Source organism: Shewanella sp. NKUCC06_TVS (assembly GCF_019345515.1).
Taxonomy (GTDB): Bacteria; Pseudomonadota; Gammaproteobacteria; order Enterobacterales; family Shewanellaceae; genus Shewanella; species Shewanella oncorhynchi.
Genome location: NZ_JAHKQX010000009.1, coordinates 136163 through 159002, shown reverse-complemented (window position 1 = coordinate 159002; position 22840 = coordinate 136163). Strand labels below are relative to the sequence as shown.

General features: G+C 44.9%; 20 protein-coding genes and 1 riboswitch. Of the genes, 13 read left to right on the top strand and 7 right to left on the bottom strand.

What is annotated here, in order from left to right; translation table 11 throughout:
- Positions 1-447: 447 nt before the first annotated feature.
- The 3 genes from KO531_RS12005 to KO531_RS11995 are packed head-to-tail and all read left to right on the top strand — an operon-like array spanning position 448 to position 3608.
- A complete protein-coding gene (locus KO531_RS12005; RefSeq protein WP_219251279.1) occupies positions 448-1524 on the top strand; it encodes a porin in 1077 nt (358 codons plus the stop codon).
- Positions 1525-1533: 9 nt separating this feature from the next.
- Positions 1534-1944, top strand: a complete 411-nt coding sequence (locus KO531_RS12000) for a phosphate ABC transporter substrate-binding protein (protein ID WP_219251278.1) — start codon at positions 1534-1536, stop codon at positions 1942-1944.
- Positions 1945-1988: 44 nt separating this feature from the next.
- Positions 1989-3608, top strand: a complete 1620-nt coding sequence (locus KO531_RS11995; RefSeq protein ID WP_168823013.1) for a methyl-accepting chemotaxis protein — start codon at positions 1989-1991, stop codon at positions 3606-3608.
- A 111-nt stretch (positions 3609-3719) separates the two neighbouring features.
- Here KO531_RS11995 and KO531_RS11990 read toward each other — a convergent pair whose 3' ends face one another.
- Positions 3720-4991: an amino acid permease gene (locus KO531_RS11990; protein WP_028761316.1), complete on the bottom strand. Its 1272-nt coding sequence runs from the start codon at positions 4989-4991 to the stop codon at positions 3720-3722.
- Between the two features lie 256 nt (positions 4992-5247).
- On the opposite strand from KO531_RS11990, the gene KO531_RS11985 reads away from it, so the two are divergent.
- Genes KO531_RS11985 through KO531_RS11975 form a run of 3 tightly spaced genes read left to right on the top strand, consistent with a single transcriptional unit; the run spans position 5248 to position 7640 of the window.
- Complete coding sequence (locus KO531_RS11985; RefSeq protein ID WP_173243577.1) at positions 5248-5631, top strand: RidA family protein; 384 nt, start codon at positions 5248-5250, stop codon at positions 5629-5631.
- Between the two features lie 24 nt (positions 5632-5655).
- Positions 5656-6930, top strand: a complete 1275-nt coding sequence (locus tag KO531_RS11980; protein ID WP_219251277.1) for an L-serine ammonia-lyase, iron-sulfur-dependent, subunit alpha — start codon at positions 5656-5658, stop codon at positions 6928-6930.
- 50 nt (positions 6931-6980) lie between these two features.
- Complete coding sequence (locus KO531_RS11975; protein WP_113939392.1) at positions 6981-7640, top strand: PAS domain-containing protein; 660 nt, start codon at positions 6981-6983, stop codon at positions 7638-7640.
- Positions 7641-7732: 92 nt separating this feature from the next.
- On the opposite strand, the gene KO531_RS11970 is transcribed toward KO531_RS11975, so the two are convergent.
- Both KO531_RS11970 and KO531_RS11965 read right to left on the bottom strand, forming a co-directional pair.
- Positions 7733-9307: a hypothetical protein gene (locus KO531_RS11970; protein ID WP_131523621.1), complete on the bottom strand. Its 1575-nt coding sequence runs from the start codon at positions 9305-9307 to the stop codon at positions 7733-7735.
- Between the two features lie 227 nt (positions 9308-9534).
- Positions 9535-10449: a DUF368 domain-containing protein gene (locus tag KO531_RS11965; RefSeq protein ID WP_028761321.1), complete on the bottom strand. Its 915-nt coding sequence runs from the start codon at positions 10447-10449 to the stop codon at positions 9535-9537.
- Between the two features lie 224 nt (positions 10450-10673).
- On the opposite strand from KO531_RS11965, the gene KO531_RS11960 reads away from it, so the two are divergent.
- Positions 10674-11174, top strand: coding sequence for a hotdog fold domain-containing protein (locus tag KO531_RS11960; RefSeq protein WP_131523620.1), 501 nt, complete (start codon positions 10674-10676; stop codon positions 11172-11174).
- Between the two features lie 218 nt (positions 11175-11392).
- Here KO531_RS11960 and xapA read toward each other — a convergent pair whose 3' ends face one another.
- On the bottom strand, positions 11393-12220 hold the full coding sequence (xapA, locus tag KO531_RS11955) for a xanthosine phosphorylase (RefSeq protein ID WP_131523619.1): 828 nt from the start codon (positions 12218-12220) through the stop codon (positions 11393-11395).
- Between the two features lie 135 nt (positions 12221-12355).
- On the opposite strand from xapA, the gene KO531_RS11950 reads away from it, so the two are divergent.
- The 5 genes from KO531_RS11950 (at position 12356) to KO531_RS11930 (ending at position 16282) form a co-directional block, all read left to right on the top strand.
- Positions 12356-13273 carry a LysR family transcriptional regulator gene (locus KO531_RS11950; RefSeq protein WP_219251276.1) on the top strand — a complete coding sequence of 306 codons (918 nt, stop codon included), beginning with the start codon at positions 12356-12358 and terminating at the stop codon, positions 13271-13273.
- A 65-nt stretch (positions 13274-13338) separates the two neighbouring features.
- Entirely contained in the window at positions 13339-13776 is a 438-nt protein-coding gene (locus tag KO531_RS11945; protein ID WP_131523617.1) for a nucleoside deaminase, read from the top strand.
- A 199-nt stretch (positions 13777-13975) separates the two neighbouring features.
- Positions 13976-15181: a DUF418 domain-containing protein gene (locus KO531_RS11940; RefSeq protein WP_219251275.1), complete on the top strand. Its 1206-nt coding sequence runs from the start codon at positions 13976-13978 to the stop codon at positions 15179-15181.
- A 29-nt stretch (positions 15182-15210) separates the two neighbouring features.
- On the top strand, positions 15211-15732 hold the full coding sequence (locus tag KO531_RS11935; RefSeq protein WP_251068935.1) for a DUF1294 domain-containing protein: 522 nt from the start codon (positions 15211-15213) through the stop codon (positions 15730-15732).
- A gap of 82 nt (positions 15733-15814) precedes the next feature.
- Positions 15815-16282 (top strand): Sbal_3080 family lipoprotein, encoded by a 468-nt coding sequence (locus KO531_RS11930; RefSeq protein ID WP_012587132.1) that lies wholly within the window; start codon positions 15815-15817, stop codon positions 16280-16282.
- A 74-nt stretch (positions 16283-16356) separates the two neighbouring features.
- Here the strand turns inward: KO531_RS11930 and KO531_RS11925 are convergent, their stop codons facing one another.
- Positions 16357-17712, bottom strand: coding sequence for a short-chain fatty acid transporter (locus tag KO531_RS11925; RefSeq protein WP_219251274.1), 1356 nt, complete (start codon positions 17710-17712; stop codon positions 16357-16359).
- Positions 17713-17962: 250 nt separating this feature from the next.
- On the opposite strand from KO531_RS11925, the gene KO531_RS11920 reads away from it, so the two are divergent.
- On the top strand, positions 17963-18433 hold the full coding sequence (locus KO531_RS11920; RefSeq protein ID WP_212600783.1) for an FKBP-type peptidyl-prolyl cis-trans isomerase: 471 nt from the start codon (positions 17963-17965) through the stop codon (positions 18431-18433).
- Between the two features lie 132 nt (positions 18434-18565).
- On the opposite strand, the gene KO531_RS11915 is transcribed toward KO531_RS11920, so the two are convergent.
- Together KO531_RS11915 and KO531_RS11910 are read right to left on the bottom strand one after the other, a co-directional pair.
- The gene (locus KO531_RS11915) at positions 18566-21172 is read right to left on the bottom strand and encodes a glycosyl hydrolase family 18 protein (protein WP_219251273.1); all 2607 of its coding nucleotides are present in this window, start codon (positions 21170-21172) and stop codon (positions 18566-18568) included.
- A 113-nt stretch (positions 21173-21285) separates the two neighbouring features.
- A riboswitch (cyclic di-GMP riboswitch) is annotated at positions 21286-21374 on the bottom strand.
- A 350-nt stretch (positions 21375-21724) separates the two neighbouring features.
- Complete coding sequence (locus KO531_RS11910; protein ID WP_219251272.1) at positions 21725-22510, bottom strand: ROK family protein; 786 nt, start codon at positions 22508-22510, stop codon at positions 21725-21727.
- Between the last annotated feature and the right edge of the window lie 330 nt (positions 22511-22840).

Genomic DNA, 22840 nt, shown 5'->3' with positions numbered 1-22840 from the left:
AAAAGCCCAATTTTAGTTTAATAAAAAAGTATCAATTGCGTTATTTTTATAATCTAAAGGCTAAATAACAACCATATTTAGCTTTGGCTAATATTGTTAATAAAAATAATTATCTCACCACTTTTCACTCAAGCTTTGAGTCTCTCATTTAGCAAAATCAATAATATTCTTTGGCGAATTTTCGAAACAATTTTCAGGGAGAACACAGTCTCACCTGAACAGTTTAATGGTATGGCTGAGTAATCATTCCAAATTTAGAATATTGAACTTACAGTTTTGACTTAAGTTAGCTCGAATTACCTAACGCTTTTTACTCATAAAATATCAAACTTATCTTTCAAAATGAGAGCAAAACCACCATGTTGCAAAAATGTTTAATAAAAGTTTGCGTATGTTTGTACCTGTTCTAGGCTTAAAAACGAATATACTCACTTAAAGGGCTTTTTTATGAAACATAAGCTTTCATTAGGTCTTTGCTCACTTTTGCTCAGCTCCACCGCTTATGCAGAAGTCAACATTTCAGGTTTTGCCTCAGTTGTTGCTGGTCAAGTTCTCGAAGGTTCGGGCGTTGCAGAGTTTGATTTAGGCCCCACCTTTCTCGCCGACTATCCACTCGTTGGCGCCTATGATGAAGATATTAGTTTCAAACCCGATACCTTATTTGGTATTCAATTCTCAGCGGATTTACTCGAAGGTTTATCTGCCACGGCACAGGTTGTTTCCCGCGGGGCTGATGACTTTTCGGCAAGTTTTGAATGGGCTTATCTGTCCTATGAGATCAATGATCATTGGACAGTACAAGGAGGTAAAAAACGCTTACCGCTCTACTATTACAGTGACTTTTTTGATGTTGGATATGCTTATCCTTGGATACGTCCACCCGCAGATAATTACACATGGCAAATATTTAACTACACAGGTGTCAGCGCCTTATATAACTATTTAATTGGCGACTGGACTATGTCTGGACAAGTTTATTACGGTAGCGAAGATAGCGAACCTAATAAGCTTTTATCTGATTTTTTCTTCCTCGAAAATACCCGAGAAGTATGGAAGGATATAGGCGGTATTGTTGTTCAATTCAATAAAGATTGGTTAGATATTCGCCTCACGCATATGCAATACACTAACGAACGTTATATTGGTGGTATTCAGCAGGAATGGAATGGTAGCAACCAACGTACGGGTAAGTTTTATGGCCTATCCGTTAATATAGATTATGAGAATTTCCTTTTTTTATCTGAGCTTAACCGCTTAGATCTCGATGGGAGTAATCTAGATACTTATCTTCTCTCGTTCGGCTATCGTATCGATTCAGTGATGCCTTACATTTCCTATTCGGACTTCAATGATGGTGAAGGCGGTGAAGTTCACCATACAAGTTCTGCAGGTATACGTTGGGATTTCCATCCTTCGGCGGCCTTTAAAATTCAGTATGATCACGTTAAAGATGACGGTGGCCCAGGTATGAAAGTCGCAGGGGATTCGAAATCCATCAGTCTTGGCATTGACTTAGTATTTTAGGAGAGAGAAATGAATAAGTTACTTTGCTTAATCCTACTCAGCTTAGTCTCAATGCCACTATTTGCTGGTATGGTTGTCATCGTTCATCCCAGTAATGCAGACACTGTCGACCAAAAGGTTATTGAAAATATTTTTCTAGGGAAAACAAAGACCTTTCCTGGTGGAGCGCAGGCCGTGCCAGTCAATCTTGACAGTGCTATGCCCTTAAGGGAAACCTTTGATACTAAAGTGCTGGGCAAGTCATCCAGCCAACTTAAGTCATATTGGTCACAAAAAGTATTTACAGGCAAAGGAACGCCACCCAAGGAAGTCACTAGTGGGGCGGAGATGATAAAATTAGTTGCATCGAACCCCAATATTATTGGCTATATTGATAGTAGTGAGGCCAATGATTCGGTAAAAGTTATTGCCGAGTTTTAGATTGGAGTGCCGAGCTCAAGCTCGGCACAACTTGGGGGCAAGGGATGAATTTCTTTAATGATATTTCTATTTTTAAAAAAGTTATCGCGATATTTATTTTAGCTGTCATCATTTTCGCTTTAAACTTAAGCATTAGTGTCATCTCCATAAATAAAAATCGCACCACACTTAATTATATGGAGCAGCAAGTTTACCAAAGAGTTGAACTCGCCAATCAAAACGTGTTTTTTATCCAACGACTCGATGAACTTTACACTCAATCGGTTTCTTTTGCCGACGAAGACCTGTTAACAAATGCAGGTACTATGTATGAATCTTTACGTAAAAACCTACAACAATTAGATAGTGTCGATCCCTCACAAGCCAATAAACTCAGCAATCTATCCGCTAAATTAACCCGCTATAACGACATGACGATTAAGCTGGCTAAAGGCATGTTGGCGGGTACGATTGATATGGCAAACATTGGCCAGATCAGCCAAGAAAAATCCCAAGCCTATGAAGCTGTACTTAATGAAATACAAGATTACAAACAAAGCAAAGTACTCGAATTTAAACAATCGATAAAAGAAGCTGGCGACAGATCTGCGCAAAGTTTGTGGCTCACCCTCTCCATCGGCATCGCTTTGCTGATCGTGATGTTGATTGTCACTATTGCCATAGCACGCGCTATCAGCTCATCTGCGCGTAATGTCGCCCAGTCACTGAGTGAGCTGGCCGATGGAAAAGGCGATCTTAGTCATCAGCTCAAAGTATCTGGTAGCGATGAACTCGGCCAAGTATCAAGTAACTTCAATCGATTTCTTCGCTTGCTCGGAGATTCTATTCGAAGGGTGGTGAATGTTACCGATCCCTTACTTGATAGCTCGCGCTCACTCAAACAGCGCATGGAAGATGCGACGCATGCCACCCAGCGGCAAAGCCATGATGCCAGCGCAGTACAAGTCTCAATGGAAGACATGCGTCACTCTGTCATCGAAATCTCGCAAAATGCCCGCCAAGCCGCCAGTGCAGCACAGGTCGCGGAGAAAGAAGCGATGCAAGGTATGACAGTCGTTCAGCGCACAATCGATATTTCACAGCAATTAAATACAGGAATTCAGGCGGCTTCTAACTCGATCAACGAGCTCGCTAGAGATACTGAAAATGTCACTTCTATCTTAAATGTGATTACCTCTATTGCCGAGCAAACCAACCTGTTGGCACTTAATGCCGCCATCGAAGCCGCCCGCGCGGGTGAGCAAGGACGAGGCTTTGCCGTAGTCGCTGATGAGGTCCGCGCCCTTGCCTCTAAAACAGCCGATGCAACCACTGAAATTCGCCATGTGTTACAAAACCTTAAAACGGCGGCCATTTCCTCGGTCAATACCATGAATGTGGCGATGTCGAAGTCATCGGAAAATGAAACCAATGCTCAAAATACAGGGAGTGCACTGAAATCAATTCAACAGCAGATTGTCAGTATCAATAGTATGAATACTCACATTGCCTCGGCAACGGAAGAGCAAGCCTCGGTTGCTTCTCAAGTGGTCGATAACGTCGTCAATATGAATGCTTCATTTGAACAGACATTGCAAATTCTGTCGCAGGTTCGCAATGTTTCTGAGGGATTAGTCGATTTTGCCGATGAACTGAAAAACGCCACATCTCAATTCAAACTTTGACCATAGAGCATTATCGAAATGATTGCTCAACATAGAAAACCGGTATTGAGTTTACACTTAATACCGGTTTTTAATTCCTTAAAGCTTATCTTTTGTACCACTTTATCCGTGTTAACTAAACGCTAAGAAGGGGGATACGCACAGCAATAAGCCTGTGATAATAATGATATACAGCGACACGCCCTTGTACTTATGTAATGCAGGTACTTGGTACACTAAATAAGCGGGGATCAAACAACCGACTAAACCAAAAATTGGACTACAAATCGACGTAAAGCTCAGCACTGGCGCATTCAACACAATCGCGCCCCAAGATAATAGAATGGTAAAAATCATAATGCCGTAACCCACAAGCTTTTTGTTGATACGATCTTCAGGCATATAACGGCGCAGCATGTTCATGGTCAAACCTTGGCAAGCTTCCCTAAAACCAAGATATACGCCAAAGTAAGCCGTCATCACCGCAAAAATATTCAAGGTTAAACTCAGCAATTTCAGTGTTTGTCCCTGCATACCTTGGGCAACCATAGCAAGAGCCGAGATATTTTCTTCCGATGCACGCACGGCTTGATCATGACCCATTGCCAGCGTGAATGACACTGCATAGAAAAACACCACGACAAACAAGACTCCAAAGGCAATATTCATTGCGCGCATCGCTTTAAAGCGCGCTACCGCAAGGGATTTTTCCCGCGAACGGTATGAAATCACCATAGGGCTTAAACTTTGAATAAACAGAATCGATGTTAGCGTAAAGGGCAGCATAACGACCGCATCTTTTAACCAATCTCCCGTGGCTGGGATAGCGCCGATATTATTGATATCCCATTTATCCACCATCAATAACCCTAGCACGGCGACAACGCCCAACTTAGTCAGTACCATAAAAGTAGAGATCTTAAACAAAAGATTCTCACCGCGGGAGGCTAAAGCAACAAGACCGCAGATCAAGGCTAAACCATAGAAAGGATTTTCTGACAATAACGCTTTAGTGACCCCAAAACTTTGCAAAAATGAAGCACTGTCGTTTGTAATGGCCGTTGAATAAACGAACACCCAAATGACCAGCATGATGAAATACAAACCACCCAACAACATACCCCAGTTTTTACCTAAGTAACCCGAAATCACACTCGGGTAATCCTTACATTCTGGAGATTCTGCTAAGGTATTGATAAACAACCGTTGGAACATATACATGGCAGGATAGCCAATAATGCCAGACAGTAAGAAAACCCATAACCCCATCAAACCGACCTGCACAGGCAAGAATACGATCCCCGCGCCAATCGCCATTCCGATACTCATGATAATCCAGCCCCAATCCGTACTATCGAAGCGGGTATCTGCTTTCCACTGTGCAGCAGTAATTGTTGCATCCATCATTTCACCTTTACCTAGTTGGTATTATTTTGTGCAAATATATTTGAACAAAACGAACTCAGCAATCAAAATACTCAACTATTGTTGAACAAAGAGTTAAAGCTCACAACTTGACTGAAAACGAGATAAATAGCGCACAAACTGCAGTGACAAATGAAATTCATTAAAAAATAATTGCAATAAAACATAAAAATACAAATAATGTTGCACATACGCCGACCTAGGCATTCAATTTTATTTGCAAGTTGGAGAGACAATGAAAACCATTATTCACGCAGAACGTGCTCCCGCGGCCATTGGCCCTTATTCCCATGGCACAGCCTATGGCAACCTCATTTTTACCTCTGGCCAACTCCCTGTTTGTAAAAAGAAAGGCAGCGTAGTTGACGGTGGAATTACTGAGCAATCGATTCAATCATTAGAGAATCTCAAATACGTGCTCGAAGCGGGTGGTGGCAGCTTAGAAACGATTCTTAAAACCACTTGTTATCTTGCAGAGATCAGTGACTTTGCCGCCTTTAACGAAGTGTATAAAACCTATTTTAAAACCGACTGCCCAGCTCGTAGCTGTTTTGCAGTGAAGGACCTTCCGCTGGGCGTTAAAGTAGAAGTTGAAGCGATAGCACACGTTAAAATCTAAGCATTAACATAAGGTTGTAAGCTCATGAAACCCCAATGGCAGCAGTATATTCAAATCATTAAACAAGTGGTTAAGCCCGCATTAGGCTGCACAGAGCCCATCGCCGCCGCTTACGCCGCCGCCGTCGCCCGCGCCTTGCTGGGTGTTGAACCCGATTCAATAGCAGTACAAGTGTCTGACAATCTTTATAAAAACTCTATGGGCGTGTTTGTACCTGGCACTGGCAAAATCGGTCTGGCAATTGCCGCTGCAGCAGGCGCCATTGCGGGTAATCCTGATGCGGGCTTAGAAGTATTGGCCGTGATCACGCCAGAACAAGTCGCCAGAGCACAGGCCCTTATCGATGCGGGCAAGGTGACGGTCGAGCGCACCGAAACAGCAGAATTTATCTATTGTTGTGTCATCGCTAAAAAAGGCGACCGCGAAGCCTTAGTAAAAATCTGTGGTGGCCATACGCTTATTGCCGAAAAGTGCCTCAACGGCGAATCCGTCTTTAGTGTCGATAGCACGCAAGCTAAAGCCACTGGTTCCATCTGTGAAGGCGTGGATATCACTATCGAGTCCATTTATCGCTTCGCCCAAGAAGTCCCCTTCGAAGAGATCAAATTCATCCTCGAAGCCTCTGAGCTAAACGGCAAATTATCCGATGAAGGCATGGCGAATCCCTATGGGCTTGAAGTCGGCCGCACCATGAAAAGCGGCATAGCCGCCGGCATTATCGGTGAAGACTTACTGAATAAAATCGTCATGTTAACTGCTGCAGCATCCGATGCTCGCATGGGCGGGGCGAACTTGCCCGCCATGAGCAATCTTGGTAGTGGTAATCAAGGCATAGCGGCAACTATCCCTGTGGTATTGACGGCACAATGCTATAAGGTTTCGGAAGAGAAACTCGCCCGCGCCTTGATTATGAGCCATCTAGGGGCGATTTATATCAAGTCCCATTACCCACCACTGTCGGCATTTTGTGGCAATACAGTCACCAGCGCAGCAGCTTCTATGGCCATGGTGTATTTAGCTGGTGGCTCGTTCGAACAATCCTGTTTCGCGATTCAAAACGTGATCAGCGACAGCTCTGGCATGGTGTGTGACGGCGCTAAAGCGTCCTGCGCCATGAAGGTTAGCACTTCATCCAGTGCGGCCGTGCGCTCATTTTTGATGGCGCTCAGTAGTCACAATGTCTCAGGCCAAGGTATTATTGCTACCGATGTAGAGAAAACCATTAAAAACATTGGCAAAATGATCCTCAATGGCATGTCATCCACAGATGTCACTATTATCGATATTATGTCGGCATGATGATTTTAACCCGCTGAATATTGGCGGGTTAATAACTAAAGGTTGAAATTGTGAAACTGCAAGATTTAACGCAAAGTGATCTGGATATTCTGAAATCCATCGAAAATATCGTCGATGGCATCGCTGCCATGTATGGTCAACACACAGAAGTGGTATTGCACAGCCTAGATGCGAAACATCCGTCTGTGGTCAAAATTGCCAATGGCCATGTCACAGGCCGTGAAGTCGGAGCTCCAATAACCAACCTTGCCTTGCTCAAGCTCAAAACCGGTCAGGATATTTCCAACTCTTACCTGACTAAATGTGCCAATGGTAAGACGCTAAGATCAATTACGACGGTGATCCGTAACAGTAAAAATCAACCCATAGGGTTACTGTGTATTAACAGCGACATGGATGCACCACTGCAATCAGTACTGCGCACTATGATGCCAGAGCAACTCCTTGGCAGCGAACTGACCAGCTCGCCCGAGGTGTTTGCCCGCAATATCGATGAAGCGCTCCATAGCACTATCGACAGTGTGAACCATGAGGTTCGCGCGAATCCCGCGATTTCACCTTCACAAAAGAGTCGCGAAATCGTCAATCAATTGCATGAGTTAGGGATTTTCGAACTCAAGGACAGTGCCCAAGTCGCGGCCACTCGATTGGGGATTTCAGTGCATTCGATTTATCGCTATCTGCGGGAAATCAAAGCCAATCAAGCTTAAAGCGAGAAAAAACTCGCCTAAATAGAAAGGGCTAAGGTGTAAATAACCTTAGCCCTTTCGTTTTATTATTTTTGCACTTGTGATTGCGCTTGTTATTGCGCAGCTCGTCCGCTAAAGCCCATCATATTCCATGCCTGCACTGTGCCATCGGCCATTAAAGCAATGGCATCGAGCAAATTACTACGAATGTCGCGCATTTGGCTCAAATCAACGGCTTGTTTATCTAATGTTAACGCAGCCTCGCCTCCCATCCACACCGCAATCGAACCATCTTGGCGTTTAACCGTAAACCCTAAGCCTGTCGGGAAAATATCCGTTGCTTGGGTGATTTCAGTTTTGGGTCCAGAGTGGCCATCAACCACAGTGCCATCCTGTTTTAAAAAGGCAAACTCCCGCTCATAAGTCACCACTTTGCTCACCTGAGTGACTTCTTGATAGCGTGGTTGCTTGTCTACCAAGTCCCAACCTTCCCAAGCAATGGCCGTATTATCCCTGCGTAACGCGACAAAACCCTCCTCAAAGGGATAAACCTTGTACACTTTTTGCAACTTATCCTGTAGGACTGATGTATCGGCACCATTGAATTTACTGCCCCATACGTGCAGTTGACGACTGATGGTTAAGGCGGCAAATGCGCCACGATTTGCATAAATATCAATCACTTTATTGGCGCGTTTTGTAGTAGATAAACGCGCTGGAAACGCGACGTGATACTCAGTCAATTCGCCCTCACCCCAGGTATATACGCTGCCATCCGCCAGCAGCGCCGCAAACCCATGATCCGTGTTGACAACTTTCACGGCAGGCGCTAATTGGCTGAGTTTTGCCAGTTGTTCGTGGCCTTTTTGATCATCGCTGACCCCGCCCCAAGACACTAATTTTCCCGTCGCAGTCCTCGCGGTAAAAGCATTATTGTTGGCATAGAGCAGATCGACATGGTTAAGCTCAGAGGCCACGTGGCGACTATCGCCACCATAAGCGGCATCGCCCCAAGTCACTACTGCTCCCCCCAGCTTTAAGGCAGCAAAGGCACCTTTATTAATCAACACAAAATCAATATTGGTCATCGCAGGCGCAGCATATTGACCCGAGAGCAGTTCGGCTGGTGTTGAATCCAGATTAGACCAACTGACTACGCTACCATCTTGTTTGATGGCCGCATAAAGCCCTTCTGCCAACACAAAAGAACGAACGCCTGTCAGCACTTGCTTCATCCCCATCCCCCAAGGGATAAGTTTGTCATCACGGGTTAAGGCCGCAAAACCACAGGTATTCTCCGCCGCGTATAACTCTTTTACATTAACCAGAGGCTCTGCGGCATTATTGATATCGCCACCACATTCAGCATCGCCCCATGCCACCACAGTACCGTCTTGCTTGAGTGCCGCAAATGCACTGAGATTACTGTAGATTTGACTCACTTGGGCTAACTGGGCAGGCATAGGGATTTTGGTAGAATCGTCGGCCACCTCAAGATTGCTCGGAATGGACGTTAATGAATTATTCGCGGCGGATGGTGATCTGTGAGCCAATATCGTGTCAGAAATTTGCTGTTTTAATTCGGGCGATATATCAGAATCTTGTTTATCTATGAGTAAGTTAACCACATGACCCAAGGCAAAAATCGCCAGCGCTACACCGCCCCACGAGACCTGTTTTTTATCCACAAGTATATCCTTATCGTAACTGCAAACTCTCACTGAGTTTAAACTGGAACATAACGTCGACTGAGTACGCTAAATGTGAACTGTGATTGTAACCAAAACAGGGCTAAAATGACATTGCCCTAAAGTCGAAAGCTGACCTGATTCAAGTAAGATGAGCATATGAGCAAAAAAATAAAAGCAGCGTATCTCGCTGCTTTTATTGAATATGATGTTGAGGTAACAAAGGGCTAATCTCTTTTGCCCACTTTCTCTAACCCCCAAACCAGTGCAATCGCCGCTAACATACACACAATGGCTAACATCAGTTGTGAGGGCTGACCCGTTACTTGCTCAAAATTAAGCGGGGAAATATTTTGCTCTAGCAAAGGTACTTGTTCGCCGTGGGAGTTGGTCCGCCAAGTTAAGATTTCTTTCCATGGCCAAATTTTACCTAAGGTACCTAACATTAATCCGGTTAGAAACACGATAGTGGCATCATGGTATTTACGCAGCAGCGCCGACAATAAATGGCTGAACGTCAGTAATCCCATCACGGCACCAGCAGCAAAACAGGCCAAAATATCCAGCTGAATATTTTTAGCGGCAGCGAGGACCACAGGATATAACCCTAACAATAATAAGATGAAACTGCCTGAAATTCCCGGCAATACCATAGCGCAAATCGCAATCGCGCCGCCGAAAAAGATATTCATGTAACTGGCTTCTACCGCGACCGGATTCAGTACAGTAATCGCCCATGCAGCCAGCACACCAAGAGCAAATAACCCTAAACGTGCCACAGTGAAACCACTCACTTGCTTAAGCATATGCACGACAGAGATAAGAATAAGCCCAAAAAAGAACGACCAGATCGGGATGGGATGTACCGCCAATAACCAAGAAATCAGCTTCGCAAAGGTAAAAATACTGGTCAGGATCCCCGCCAGCAGACTCACTAAAAAGCCACCATTAATATGGGCAAATGCCCCTTTTATGCCCTGCGACTTGATTACGCCCCAAAGGGAAGGATTAATGCGTTTTACACTATCGAGCAAAGTATCGAGAATACCGGTAATAAACGCTATGGTGCCGCCCGAAACGCCAGGCACAACATCAGCAGCGCCCATGGCCATTCCCTTAAAATACGTCAGCAAATATTTCACTGTGAGTCCTTGTAGTTAAATCAACATGCCATTGCCGCTACACGACAAATTGGCCGCAATTATACGGTGTTACACTTAAAACCGCGAAATGAAGTTTACTTAATTAAGCCGACTGGTATTTGTTGTTATCCTAATGTTACACTCATCCGACCAGAGCAACCCAAGCTCAACTTGGAACAGGCTCAAGATAACAACACCCCTTTGCACCATTATTAAGGATGACCATGAGCCAGACAGACTCTTCTAGCACTGCAGAACAAAAACCTAATAAAGTGCTTGCGCTCTACCACAAAACTCGCCGTTATCCCTTCGGCCAAAAACTGTTTTCAATCATGGTTTCACGCATGGCGCCCTATTTCGGCACCATCAAACCACTGATCACTGAATTACGCCTTAATCATTGCGCCTGTTTAATTAAAAAACGCCATGCCGTTCATAATCATATAAAAACTGTGCATGTGATTGCGATTTGTAATGGTCTAGAAATGGCCATGGGCGTGATGGCCGAAGCCTCTATTCCAAAACATTTACGTTGGATCCCTAAGGGCATGAGTTTGGATTATACGGCTAAAGCAGGCAGCGATATTTTATGTGTCGCCGAAGTGACACCAGAGCAATGGATTCCTGGCGATATGCTGGTCCCCGTTACCGCCTACGACACCCAAGGAGTGGTTGTGGTGAAAGGACATATCAAATTGTGGATTTCAGAAAAACCGCAAAAATAAACGCTTTGAATCAAGACTTACACTTAATGTCAGCATTTAAAAAAGGGAGCTTCGCTCCCTTTACTTTTTAACCTCCCGCCGTATTTCGCAAAAACATTCGGTGAACTGAATTGCGCGGCGCCTTGCTCGCATAAAAGTACAAACTTTTAAATCTGTTCTTTTAAATCCGAAATGCTTAAATACGAGCTATTAAAATAGCAGCCCAGTGATGCAAAATATTAAGCAAAATGGCTTGCAGTAAAACGCTCAATTAAACGGATAAAGTCGGCTTCAGCAAGCTTGGCACACTTTAAGGTTTGTTCATGGGATAACTGCACGTCCCCCAATCCTTCTGCCATATTGGTAATAGCGCACACAGCCAACACGGGCAAACCACAATGCGCCGCCGAAATCACCTCTGGCACCACGGACATTCCCACTACATCGCCACCGATAATTTGCATCATGCGGATTTCAGCCGCGGTTTCAAAACACGGGCCAGAGTAAGACACAAAGACCCCTTGATTCACTTCAATGCCTGCGGCTTTTGCGACACTTAAGGCTTCTGATCTCAGGTCTTTATCATAAGCATTGGCTAGGCTAAAAAAGCGTGGACCGTAGTTATCATCATTTGCGCCCGTCATGGGCGTACCCGGCATAGTATTAATGTGATCGCTGAAAATCACTAATGATCCCACGCCGATCAGCTCTGGCCGTAATGACCCCGCAGCGTTAGTCACGAGTAACAATTCACACCCTAAACGTTTGAAAGTACGCACAGGCGTCGTCATCACCTTCATGCTTTGATGCTCGTAAAAATGCCCGCGGCCTTTCATGCACACTATATCGATGCCATGTAAGCTGCCGAGCACAAGCTCTCCAGAGTGGCCGACGACGGTACTCACAGGAAAGCCGTCTAACTCTTCATAGGGGATCACCACTTTATTATCTAAATTATCGGCAAACGCGCCAAGCCCTGAGCCCAAAATCATAGCGGCGCGGGGAGAGAAATTCGGTTTACGGGCTCGAATCGTCGCAAGGGCATTAATAACGGGATCATGGCTCATACAAGGTACCTCATAGCAAGGGAATGAAAGAGTAAACGACCCTCAGTATAAGCGGGCTTAGGGTTGCAAATAATCGCGATTAATCGCACTATTGTGCTGATAAAAAGGACAATAGCTGAAAATAGTGAGCCTAAGATGAGCAAGATAAACGCACCTGAACTCGTCACCTTGAAGATGCTGCGGTATTTCCATCGAGTGGCTGAAGTGAAAAACTTTACCGCTGCCGCCGAGCAACTGCATTTATCGAAATCTCCGCTGAGCGCACAAATCAAAGAGTTAGAATCGCTCCTTGGCGTTGACCTGTTCACCCGCAGCACTCGTCAGGTCGAACTCACGCCCTATGGCCAATTGTTAAGAGAGAAGTGCGAGCAAATATTCGAGCTGGTGAATACCTCATTGGAACAAGTGGCTCAGCTTGGGCGACTCGATAGAAACCATATTCGGATTGGCATCATGAGCTCGCTGTTTTGGATGGGATTTGGTGACATACTGAAAAGCTTTCGTAAGCAATGCCCTAATAATGAGCTGATATTTCAAGAGTTATCACCCGAAACTCAAAAAGTCGCCTTAGCACATCAAGAAATCGATTTTGGCCTAGTGCGCTACGCCGATACCTTAAATTTGCCGCACCTTCTCGCCGAAACCATCACCAGCGAACCTATGGTGTTAGCACTGGCAAGTAAGCATCCCTTAGCCAGACGCAAAAGCATCGACTTGAGTGAACTCAAAGATGAGCCTTTTACCTTACTCAGCCGTGCCAATTCCGCCTCTAGCGATTTAATTATCGCCAGCTGTCAGGCCACAGGATTTAGGCCGCAATTAGTACAGGAAATGGTCGAGCCCAATAGCTTGATGGCCATCATCGCTGGTGATAACAGAGTATCCATAGTGCCGCAAAGTTATGCTTCACAACCTTGGCCTAGGGTAAAATTTATTAAATTAAAACAAACCATCCCCGCCGATATCTGCCTGATTTATCGGCCAGAAATGGCTTCGCTGCCGATTATCGATAGCCTGAGGAACTTATTGAAGCAACAAATTAAAACCATTTAGATTGTCTCCCAAACGAGTGCTATGCTGAGTGCAATACTCAGGGTTCATATTTTAAGGATATCAAGATGGATGAATTTTTAGCGGCAGCCATTGAAGAAGCCAAACAAGGACTCGCCGAGGGCGGCATCCCCATTGGTTCGGTATTAGTGATCGATGGCAAAATCGTCGGGCGCGGCCACAATAAACGGGTACAAAAAGGCAGTTCAGTACTGCATGCCGAAATGGATTGTCTCGAAAATGCCGGCCGATTTAGCGCCGCCGAGTACCAAAGAGCGACCTTGTATTCCACCCTATCGCCCTGCGATATGTGCAGCGGCGCAGTATTACTTTATGGCATACCAAAAGTCATCGTCGGTGAAAACGCTACCTTCCAAGGGCCTGAAGCCTATGTAAAATCCCGCGGTGTGGATGTCACTGTGGTCGATAATGCCGAGTGCAAACAATTGATGCAGAACTTTATCGCCAGTAATCCCACACTCTGGAACGAAGATATCGGCGAGTAATGGTTCGACAGTCTTCTCAATCCGTTTTTGCTTTTTTGTATTTCACTTTTTACGTTGGCGCTATTTCACTTTCTACCTTTCCTCTATTTTACTTTTTGTGTTGGCTGTATTTCATTGGAGGCTAGCGCCTGCTAGGCTAGCCCTCCCAAATCCCAGTGAAAAGTGGAACATGTCTACTAGCGAAAGGAACTCAGCTAACGTGTCAGCAAACTTACCTAAAGACCCTTGGTCAAGATCAGACTCCACGCAACCTGTTGTAATGACGATACCCGCACAGCGTAATGCCAACCTCGATGCTATTCGCGGCTTAGCTGTGTTGGGGATATTTTTTATGAATATCTATTTTATGGGCATTACTTTTTTTGGCTATGCGCCCCATGAAACACAGCCGCTGTCGGATCACATTATCAAAGTGTTCAGTAACTTTTTCATCGAGGCACGCTTTATCAGTCTGTTTTCCATCTTGTTTGGCGTCGGGCTTTTTATTCAATATCAGCGATTTAGCGCCAAAGGCCTAGAAGCTTACCCCCTACTGCGATCACGTTTAAAATGGTTAATTGTATTTGGCCTACTCCACGGCATTTTTATTTGGTCAGGTGATATTTTATTCACCTATGGCATCAGCGGATTTTTAGCTTTGTGTTACAAAGATTTAAGTGTTGAAGCCCTTAAGCGCAAAGCGAATATTTTTATTTTAAGCGCCTTAGTTATCATCACGCTGGTTAGCCTTACGGGCAGCGATGAACCTTTCACTCGAGAATCGAGTCTATTTGCAGAGCAATACAGTGCATGGACCTCTGGCTATGCCGACCAACTATTACTGCAATTGATGCAAGTTGGCTATATGGCACTGGCGATCCCTTTTACCATAATGTGGTTTACGGCTGGCTTGATGTTGCTCGGCATGGCCTTGTATCAACAAGGGACTTTTGAGCAAGGTTTTAGCAAATCGGTACTGGTAAAGTTAGTGCTAGCAAGCGTAACGCTATCACTGCTTGATACCATCTTAGGTTTAACGAAAAATACTATTCTCGTTGCGTTTTCAGATGTGTTAATCATGCTAAGTGCTATTCCTATGGCGCTGATTTACATCCACATTATAGTTAAGGTTTGCCAGAATAATCCTAATATACTGACTCCGCTGCAAAATATTGGCAAACTCGCATTTAGTCTCTATATTCTGCAATCCATCGTTGGCGTGTTAGTGTTTAGACACTTAGCTCCCGAATTGCTATTGAGCTTAGATAGATGGGGATACATGGCCATGGCGCTGGTTTATTCAGTAGTGCAATTACTGTTAGCCAGCCTGTACTTACACTATTTCAAACAAGGGCCGCTAGAGAAACTGTGGCGCCACCTCGCGTTTAAAAAATACACGGAATCACAAGAACACAAGCAAGCTTAAAAACACTGACACGAGATTGATACCAGATAATGACAAACAAAAAAACTACCAAAACGGGCAACAGCGCTTCACCTCAAACCAATCGTTCTCAAAGGAGTCGAGCACAAAGCGGTCGCGCTCAGAACAGTCGCACACAGAACAATCGCGCCCAAAGTAGCCGCACTCAAAAATCCAATACAGCCGCTTCAGGCTCAAGCCTTATGCAGCTGTTATTGGTGGTAATTTTTCTTGCTGGCTTAATCGGCGCAGCGCAGCAACATATGCTGCCAGTCGGGATTGCGGGCATGTACCTCACGCTAAGCCTGCTCACCTTTATCGCCTATGCCATTGATAAATCCGCCGCTAAACGTAATAAATGGCGCACTAAAGAAAGCACATTACATCTGCTCGCTCTCATGGGCGGTTGGCCCGGCGCTCTATTTGCCCAAAACCTGTTAAGACACAAGTCCATTAAAGCCTCATTTAGAAACGTCTTTTGGCTCACCGTTGTCGCCAACTTAGCCGTGCTGGGTTATGGCATAAAAACTGGCGCCGTAGATATATTTATCTAGCAAGCAATGGATTCTATGAAAATCAAAAGTTTGTCACTAAAACGCTTTAACTTATTTTAATATAAAAACAAAAGGTTAAATTATGAAAAAATTTTTAGTTGCAGTTTTGGGTGTTGCAATACTATCGGGTTGTGCCGCACCTCGCTATACAGCAAAACCAATAGAAACAAATACTAACAATGTAGAAATAGTCATTATTAAGGATAAAGAAACACGTGACGGCTTCCAAGAAACAATGGAGACATGGCTAAAAGCAAATAATTACACCTACACAGTGCAGCCTGATGGTTCTAAACATGATTTAAATAAACTCACATTAGAATATGAAGGTAATTGGACTTGGGACTTGGCATTATATTTAAAAAGCGCTGAAATTAACGCATTTCAGAATGGCCAAAGAGTTGGCAGTGTTAAGTTTCAAGTACCCTATACTGCGAACCCGAGTAAGTTTGGTAATGCTGCGAATCGTATTAGCTATATGATGTCAGCTCTATTTGGTCAAATCACCGCTGATGAAGCAACAAAAAAAGTAAATGGTTCAAGCGATTAATATCATTGAAACCTTAACTAAAAAACAGGGTAATCATTGAATTACCCTGTTTAGTTTTGCACTGTTTATTATCTTTAAAACCAGCTCAACGCGATACTGATAATCACGCCAGTGATCATCAATTGCATTAAACAAAAGCCCATAATATCCCGCGCTTTTAAGCCTGCAATCGCCAGCACAGGCAGTGCCCAGAAAGGTTGAATCAAGTTAGTCCACGCATCTCCCCAAGCAACGGCCATTGCGACCCGAGCGACATCAGCACCTAAAGCCTGTGCGGCGGGTAACATAATCGGTGCCTGCACCGCCCATTGGCCACCTCCCGATGGCACAAAAATATTCACAATTCCTGCACTGATAAAGCTCCAAAATGGCAGGCTCTCGGCGCTAGCGATGGCCACAAAACCTTCCGAAATACTTTGGGCTAAACCCGATTGCACCATCACAGCCATAATGCCCGCATAAAAGGGAAATTGGATAACAATACCTGCGCCGCCCTTAATGGCCTCATTCAAACTGGTTAATAAACTGCGTGGTGTTTGATGTAAAAGGATGGCGAGGAACAGGAATAAGAAGTTCACTAAATTGAGGTTTAAGCTGCCGCCCTGCACCCAAAAGTAATAACCTAAGTATACAAGCCCAGCGCCACCGACGCTCCAGCCGAGTAAACGGCTATTTTCTAACTTATCCGCAGGACGGCTTTCAGGCTGACGCTCGCTCATATTTGCAGAGTTAAGCTCTAACGCCGAAGAATCAAGTTCAGCGTCTTTGTCATCAAGGGCGCTTGGGTCGACATAAACACTGTCTTTTTCTTCTGGCAACATAAAGCGATTCACTAAGGGCATGACCACAAACAGAATTGCCACTAACAATAAATTATAACTCGCGAAAATGGTGTCACTGGTGGGGATGATACCGATTTGTGATTCGGAGAAATGCCCCACCGTCGCTATGGTTAATGGGATCGAACCCGCAAGCCCACCATGCCAAACCACAAAGCCGGAATAGGCGCTGGCGACCAGCAGCCGATAATCCACTTTTACTTTGCGAGCTAAGGCTTTGGCAAATAACGCGCCCACCACTAGCCCAAAACCCCAGTTAATCCAACTGGCGACCAGTGACACCAAAGTCACTAAAATAATGGCTTGTGGTGCCGACTTAGCCAATCCAGCAATGGCATCGAGCAGCTTTTTAATCGGCGGCGAGCTTGCCAACATAAATCCTGCCACCAGCACTAACAGCATCTGCATCGAAAAACTTAACAGCGTCCAAAAGCCATCACCCCAGTAATTGATGACTTCCAGCGGGGTTTTATGTTCGGCAACCACAGCAGCAATTAATACGACTAAGGTAAGTAAAAGCACGAAAATATAAGGATCGGGTAGATATCGGTCGACGAGTTTGACCAAAGGTTTTGCCGCTTTGTTTAACATAGACTTTCCTTGTTTATTATCTGAACTAAAACGTCAACACGCCCTAATTCTTATTTGTTTTTATTGAATTTTTATTGAGTCTTAAGCCCACAGATTAAGCGATCTCTAAAGCAGGATAAAGTCTTGAGGGAGTTTTTAACGGTTTGAACTGGTAGCACCAGATATCCAGCTCAACGCACACGCGAGTGCCGATAGCATCTCAAGCTAAAAAACTGATAATATGGCAAAAATTAACTAAGGTGCTCTTTATATGAAAATGTTACTTGCCGTTGTGGTGATTGCTGGGGTGATTTTTTACTTCTTTACCTCGATGAACGGCCAAAAAGCCGCCCAAGAAAATATCCGTTTAGGCAATGAGTTTTTAACACAAAACAAAACCAAAGAAGGTGTGATTACCACAGCTTCAGGTTTGCAATATCAAGTATTAACTCAGGGCGATGGCACAGTTCATCCTAAAGCCAGCGATACAGTGACAGTCCATTATCATGGCACTTTGATTGACGGAATTGTGTTCGATAGTTCGGTTGATCGCGGCGAACCCATCGCATTTCCGCTTAATCGGGTAATTAAAGGTTGGACTGAGGGCGTACAGCTGATGGTTGTTGGCGATAAAATGCGGTTTTTTATTCCCAGTGAACTCGCCTACGGTAACCGTAGCACGGGCAAGATTGGTGGTGGTTCTGTGTTAATTTTTGATGTGGAACTGCTTAAGATTGATTAAATCAGTCTTCAATGAGTCTGTCTTAACGCATTCGGCTGTATTCATAAAAAAACCTAACGCTTAATAAAGAAAAAAGCCCTGAATCTTCGCAGGGCTTTATTTTTAAATCAATAATATCAAAACGTTGGATAATTACTGGCAGGTTGCCGCGCCAATATCAACCCATACCGCTGCAACACCCGGTACATCACCTTTAGTCCAGTAACTCGCCTTCCAAACACGACCGTTATAGCTGGTGGTTTGACCGCCGTTATACACCACACCTGCATCCCAACCGAGATCAACTTGGCTGAGTAGCAGCCATTGGTCTGCGGTGCGAGATGGCGTATTACCCTGCGTCCAATACTTTGCTTTCCATACCAACTGACTATGACTCACAGTATCGCCAGTGTTATACACCACACTGGTTTGCCAAGCAGGATAGTTACCGGCATTGGGATCGGTTGCATCGCACCCACCACCTACCACTTTTGGCGTCACAGTCAGATTCGTCGATGCGCTTGCATCTAAGGCACCATCGGAAACCAGCACGCTCAAACCATAGCGGGTCGCTTCGGTAACATTGGGGCCAGTAACCACTAACGTGGCACTATTTTGCCCGGTTGCCGACACGCCTGCGGGCACAGTCCAAGCGTAGGTTAAGGCATCACCATCTGCATCGGAGGCATTCACCACTATACTGACGGTTTTACCCGCTTCCACTGTTGCAGTGGCAGCCACACTCACCACAGGTGCTTGATTAGGCGTATCAGCCTTGTTCGTCACCAGCACAGTATCGCTGGCAAATAGCCCTTCAGGATCGGTGACTTTAAGGCTAAAACCATAGGCGACATCGGTTTGGGTTGCTCCCAGTTGAATAGTCGCATTCGCCATATCTGCATTCGCGATGGCAACACTTGGCCCAGAGACTTGAGTCCAGAGATAGCTTAAAGCAGCGTTTTCAGGATCGCGCGAACCGCTACCATTGAGCGTCACATCGGCGGGACCGGTGACATTCACATCCGCGCCCGCATTGGCAATGGGCGCTTTATTCACTGGCGGAGTGGTGCCTTCACCATGGCCTAAACCTTCGTGCATGGCATTTAGAATGTCGCCATTATCGGCATCAAGCTCCCACGCAAAAAGCCCACCAAGTTGATTAGAAAGCACATATTGCCCCTTGGCTTTAACTGAACGAGCATCATCGAAAGTGATTAAATCGCCAGTAGATGCCTTGAACAAAGATGGCGCCTCAGCTGTTTCGTCGTAACTGTAAGTCCAACCGCTTCCCATGTAGTCATTCGCTATCTGACGATAATCCACCACACCAGCTTCCCAAGTACCTTTCACTTTGCCCGTTGCCGTCCCCGTGAAAGGATTATTACCACTGTAGCCATTAACACCTGTCCAGCCGCGGCCATACATAGCGGCACCGACCACAATTTTCCCTGGGGTCACACCTTGGCCTAACAGCGCATTAACGCCCTTAGCTGTGGTGTAACGGGTATTGGGATCCCAACTCGCTTCATACAGATTGGTTTGATGGCCGAGTTCAGTATTAGTCCAACCACCATTAAAGTCGTAACTCATCAAGAAGATGTAATCCATGTACTGCTGAGCAGCCTGATAATCGACTTTTTGAATTTTATCGTCACCAGCGCTAATAGCTGAAGTCAGCTCATAGGTACGACCCGTTTCGGCGCTTAGTTCATCAAGCATCGCCCGCAGTTCACGCATCAGAGTCACATAGGTTTCACCGTCATTGGCATTACCTAAATTTGGGTTAGCACCATTCCCCCCTGGAAATTCCCAGTCGATATCTACGCCATCGAAGAATTTCCATATCTGTAGAAACTCTTTCACCGAAGCGACAAAGATATCGCGCTTGGTTTTATCACCGAAGAAAAAGAAGGGATCCGAGAGGGTCCAACCACCGACCGAAGGTAAAATCTTCAAATCTGGATATGCTTGCTTAAGTGCCATCAATTGACCGAAGTTACCTTTGTAAGGATCTGAATGCTCACTCACTCCCGCCTGCGGTATTTGAATCGCTGCCCAAGGATCATGAATCGCAACTTTAAAATCACCACGACCACTACAGGCACGTTGCAACGCTTCGAAACTGCCTTCGATTTCTTTCAAGCTATCATTGATGCCATCACCACCACAAATTGGGGTAAAGCCATATAAAATATGGGTTAAGTTTTGCGCAGGTATCTTATCGACCGGGAATTTACGACCGTATACGCCCCATTCGACAAAGTAACCGCCCACCACTTTGCCTGATTTATTAGCATAGGGACGGTTGTTTTCTTTTAGGGGAGCATTGAGTGGCACTAAATGGCTGCCGTCGGTATCAGCCACGAGGATTTGTTTAGCATCGCTCGCCGTACAGCCATCGCTGTTACACAGTTGTACTTGCATCTGATAACGGCCGCCCTTGTTCACCTTAAAGTTAGCGGTTCCCGACGCGCCAGATGGGCCTTCCCAAACTACATTGCCGTTGAGTAACACTTGGGCTCTATTGCCCACATCGCCACTCCAAAGGTTCCAACTGACGGAGACATCGGCGGCATCTTTCACCGTAACTAATTGATTGTAAGCGGTAGCCGCTTGATTCACTTCAATAATAGCGAACTTAGTTTCGCCCCAACCTAAAGTCGGTTTACCGGGCGCCGCTGCAAAAACGCTGGCACTGATGGTAGATGCCAGCGCTGATGCCACTAGCAAGGCTGATGTTGAAATTTGAGTCTTGAACATGAGATATCCCTATTGAATTTTTATATGAATCAATAAGGCAAACAAAGCGTAGACAGGAAACAACACTCTCTTAAAACCATGCAAAACGACTGACAACTGCACGAAGAAAAACCTGTGGTATCCCCGCTATCATAGGTACAGACGAACCCTTAGACCGGAGGCTTTGCGTCCCAGTTTTTCAACTGGTTTGCCTTTTACACACAATGACAACGTTGTCATTGCAAATATCAGCATAAGCGTAAGCGCAATAAAATTGCAACAAAATATTATCAACTGTGTTATTGGCTAAAATCGTAAATAGAACTAGGCATCTGATAAGAAAGGAATTATGCAAATTAAACTATCGCTAATATTTACTTTGGATAATGAGGATTATCTGAATACTTTAAGAATAAAAAAAACAGGACTCGATATGCCAAAGGCATCATAAGTCCTGCTTTATATTTCACAATTTACGTCGCTTATGCAGCTAAACCTCAATTACTAAACATTCATGGCGCAAACCATTGTCGAGCAACATTATGATCCTTATGCGCGGGGCATTTATTATTCTTATGCGCGGGGGTAGTCCCTTGCGAGCATCACAGATAAACCGCGGCAAACCAAGGTCTCCATATCATCGACACGATTGATTTTCATCTCAGCTAAGGGCGCGCTCAATGCCATTTTCTTTAAGCTTTCGAGACAGCCTTTGTAGTAAGGAGCGCTATTCATCATACCGCCAGCAAGCCAAATTCGATTGGGATTAAATAAATTAACCGCCCACGCTAATCCCATGCCGAGATAACTGCCCGCGCGATATAAATCATCCTGAGTGGAGATTTTGCGGCTGCGCACTGAATCGCCACTGGCCAGTTGCTCTAAACTAAACTCGCCAGATTCTGTCATCACGCGACAAGGCCCCAACTCCCCCGCCACGCCCGTCGCTCCCGTAAAGACTTGTCCATTAAAAGCAATAGACATACCGATCCCAGTGCCGCACATGACCAATAACTCACAGGCATATTTGGCATCACAAGTCGCTTGCATACCCGCATCGATATCGTTGCAGATAAACTTAAGCTCACCCTGGGTTTTGACTGTATCGAAGCTCAATCCATTGAGTCCAGGTAAAGATTTACAAGAAACCAAACGATTATTTTGTACCAGTCCAGGTACGGCAATCGCTAGTTGGTAATGCTGTAAATCATAATCACGTTCAAACGCCGCAATTTGATTATTTAACTCTTCAATTTTAAAACCTTCACCTGTGGGGATTTTATATTGTTCTGTATGTCCCGCGAGCTGAAGTTCGAACAGGGCTTTGGTACCGCCCACATCTATTGTTAGTATTTGCATCGCTTACTCCACTGATACATGTGCCCCACTCTGACCCCGAGTAGAGATGGCAAATGTTAGCATAGGGTCCAAATGTTAGCGATTGAATAAAACTTAAGTTGCTAATTTGTAAGGAACAAGTCCTAATTAAAACATGACCAACCTTTTATTTAATTCACTTTTCATGCTCAAAATCACATAAATAAATTAACAACAAACCCCATAACCTCAAGCGTCTTACCTGCACAAATTCACGATTGTATACAAAATCCTTTATTCGCTACCCTTGCATCTAGCGCGCTAGACTTGCGATAATCCGAGCCGGTTAAAACTCAAATCAACATATACCCA

Excerpts from the sequence above, each read along its gene's own strand:
- KO531_RS11945 (WP_131523617.1), top strand. The coding sequence starts at position 13,339 with ATGGATGAATTTTTAGCGGCAGCCATTGAAGAAGCCAAACAAGGACTC.
- KO531_RS11930 (WP_012587132.1), top strand. The coding sequence starts at position 15,815 with ATGAAAAAATTTTTAGTTGCAGTTTTGGGTGTTGCAATACTATCGGGT.
- KO531_RS11985 (WP_173243577.1), top strand. The coding sequence starts at position 5,248 with ATGAAAACCATTATTCACGCAGAACGTGCTCCCGCGGCCATTGGCCCT.
- KO531_RS11950 (WP_219251276.1), top strand. The coding sequence starts at position 12,356 with ATGAGCAAGATAAACGCACCTGAACTCGTCACCTTGAAGATGCTGCGG.
- KO531_RS11995 (WP_168823013.1), top strand. The coding sequence starts at position 1,989 with ATGAATTTCTTTAATGATATTTCTATTTTTAAAAAAGTTATCGCGATA.
- KO531_RS12005 (WP_219251279.1), top strand. The coding sequence starts at position 448 with ATGAAACATAAGCTTTCATTAGGTCTTTGCTCACTTTTGCTCAGCTCC.
- KO531_RS11915 (WP_219251273.1), bottom strand. The coding sequence starts at position 21,172 with ATGTTCAAGACTCAAATTTCAACATCAGCCTTGCTAGTGGCATCAGCG.
- KO531_RS11935 (WP_251068935.1), top strand. The coding sequence starts at position 15,211 with ATGACAAACAAAAAAACTACCAAAACGGGCAACAGCGCTTCACCTCAA.
- KO531_RS11960 (WP_131523620.1), top strand. The coding sequence starts at position 10,674 with ATGAGCCAGACAGACTCTTCTAGCACTGCAGAACAAAAACCTAATAAA.
- KO531_RS11990 (WP_028761316.1), bottom strand. The coding sequence starts at position 4,991 with ATGGATGCAACAATTACTGCTGCACAGTGGAAAGCAGATACCCGCTTC.
- KO531_RS11910 (WP_219251272.1), bottom strand. The coding sequence starts at position 22,510 with ATGCAAATACTAACAATAGATGTGGGCGGTACCAAAGCCCTGTTCGAA.
- KO531_RS12000 (WP_219251278.1), top strand. The coding sequence starts at position 1,534 with ATGAATAAGTTACTTTGCTTAATCCTACTCAGCTTAGTCTCAATGCCA.
- xapA (WP_131523619.1), bottom strand. The coding sequence starts at position 12,220 with ATGAGCCATGATCCCGTTATTAATGCCCTTGCGACGATTCGAGCCCGT.
- KO531_RS11980 (WP_219251277.1), top strand. The coding sequence starts at position 5,656 with ATGAAACCCCAATGGCAGCAGTATATTCAAATCATTAAACAAGTGGTT.
- KO531_RS11920 (WP_212600783.1), top strand. The coding sequence starts at position 17,963 with ATGAAAATGTTACTTGCCGTTGTGGTGATTGCTGGGGTGATTTTTTAC.
- KO531_RS11925 (WP_219251274.1), bottom strand. The coding sequence starts at position 17,712 with ATGTTAAACAAAGCGGCAAAACCTTTGGTCAAACTCGTCGACCGATAT.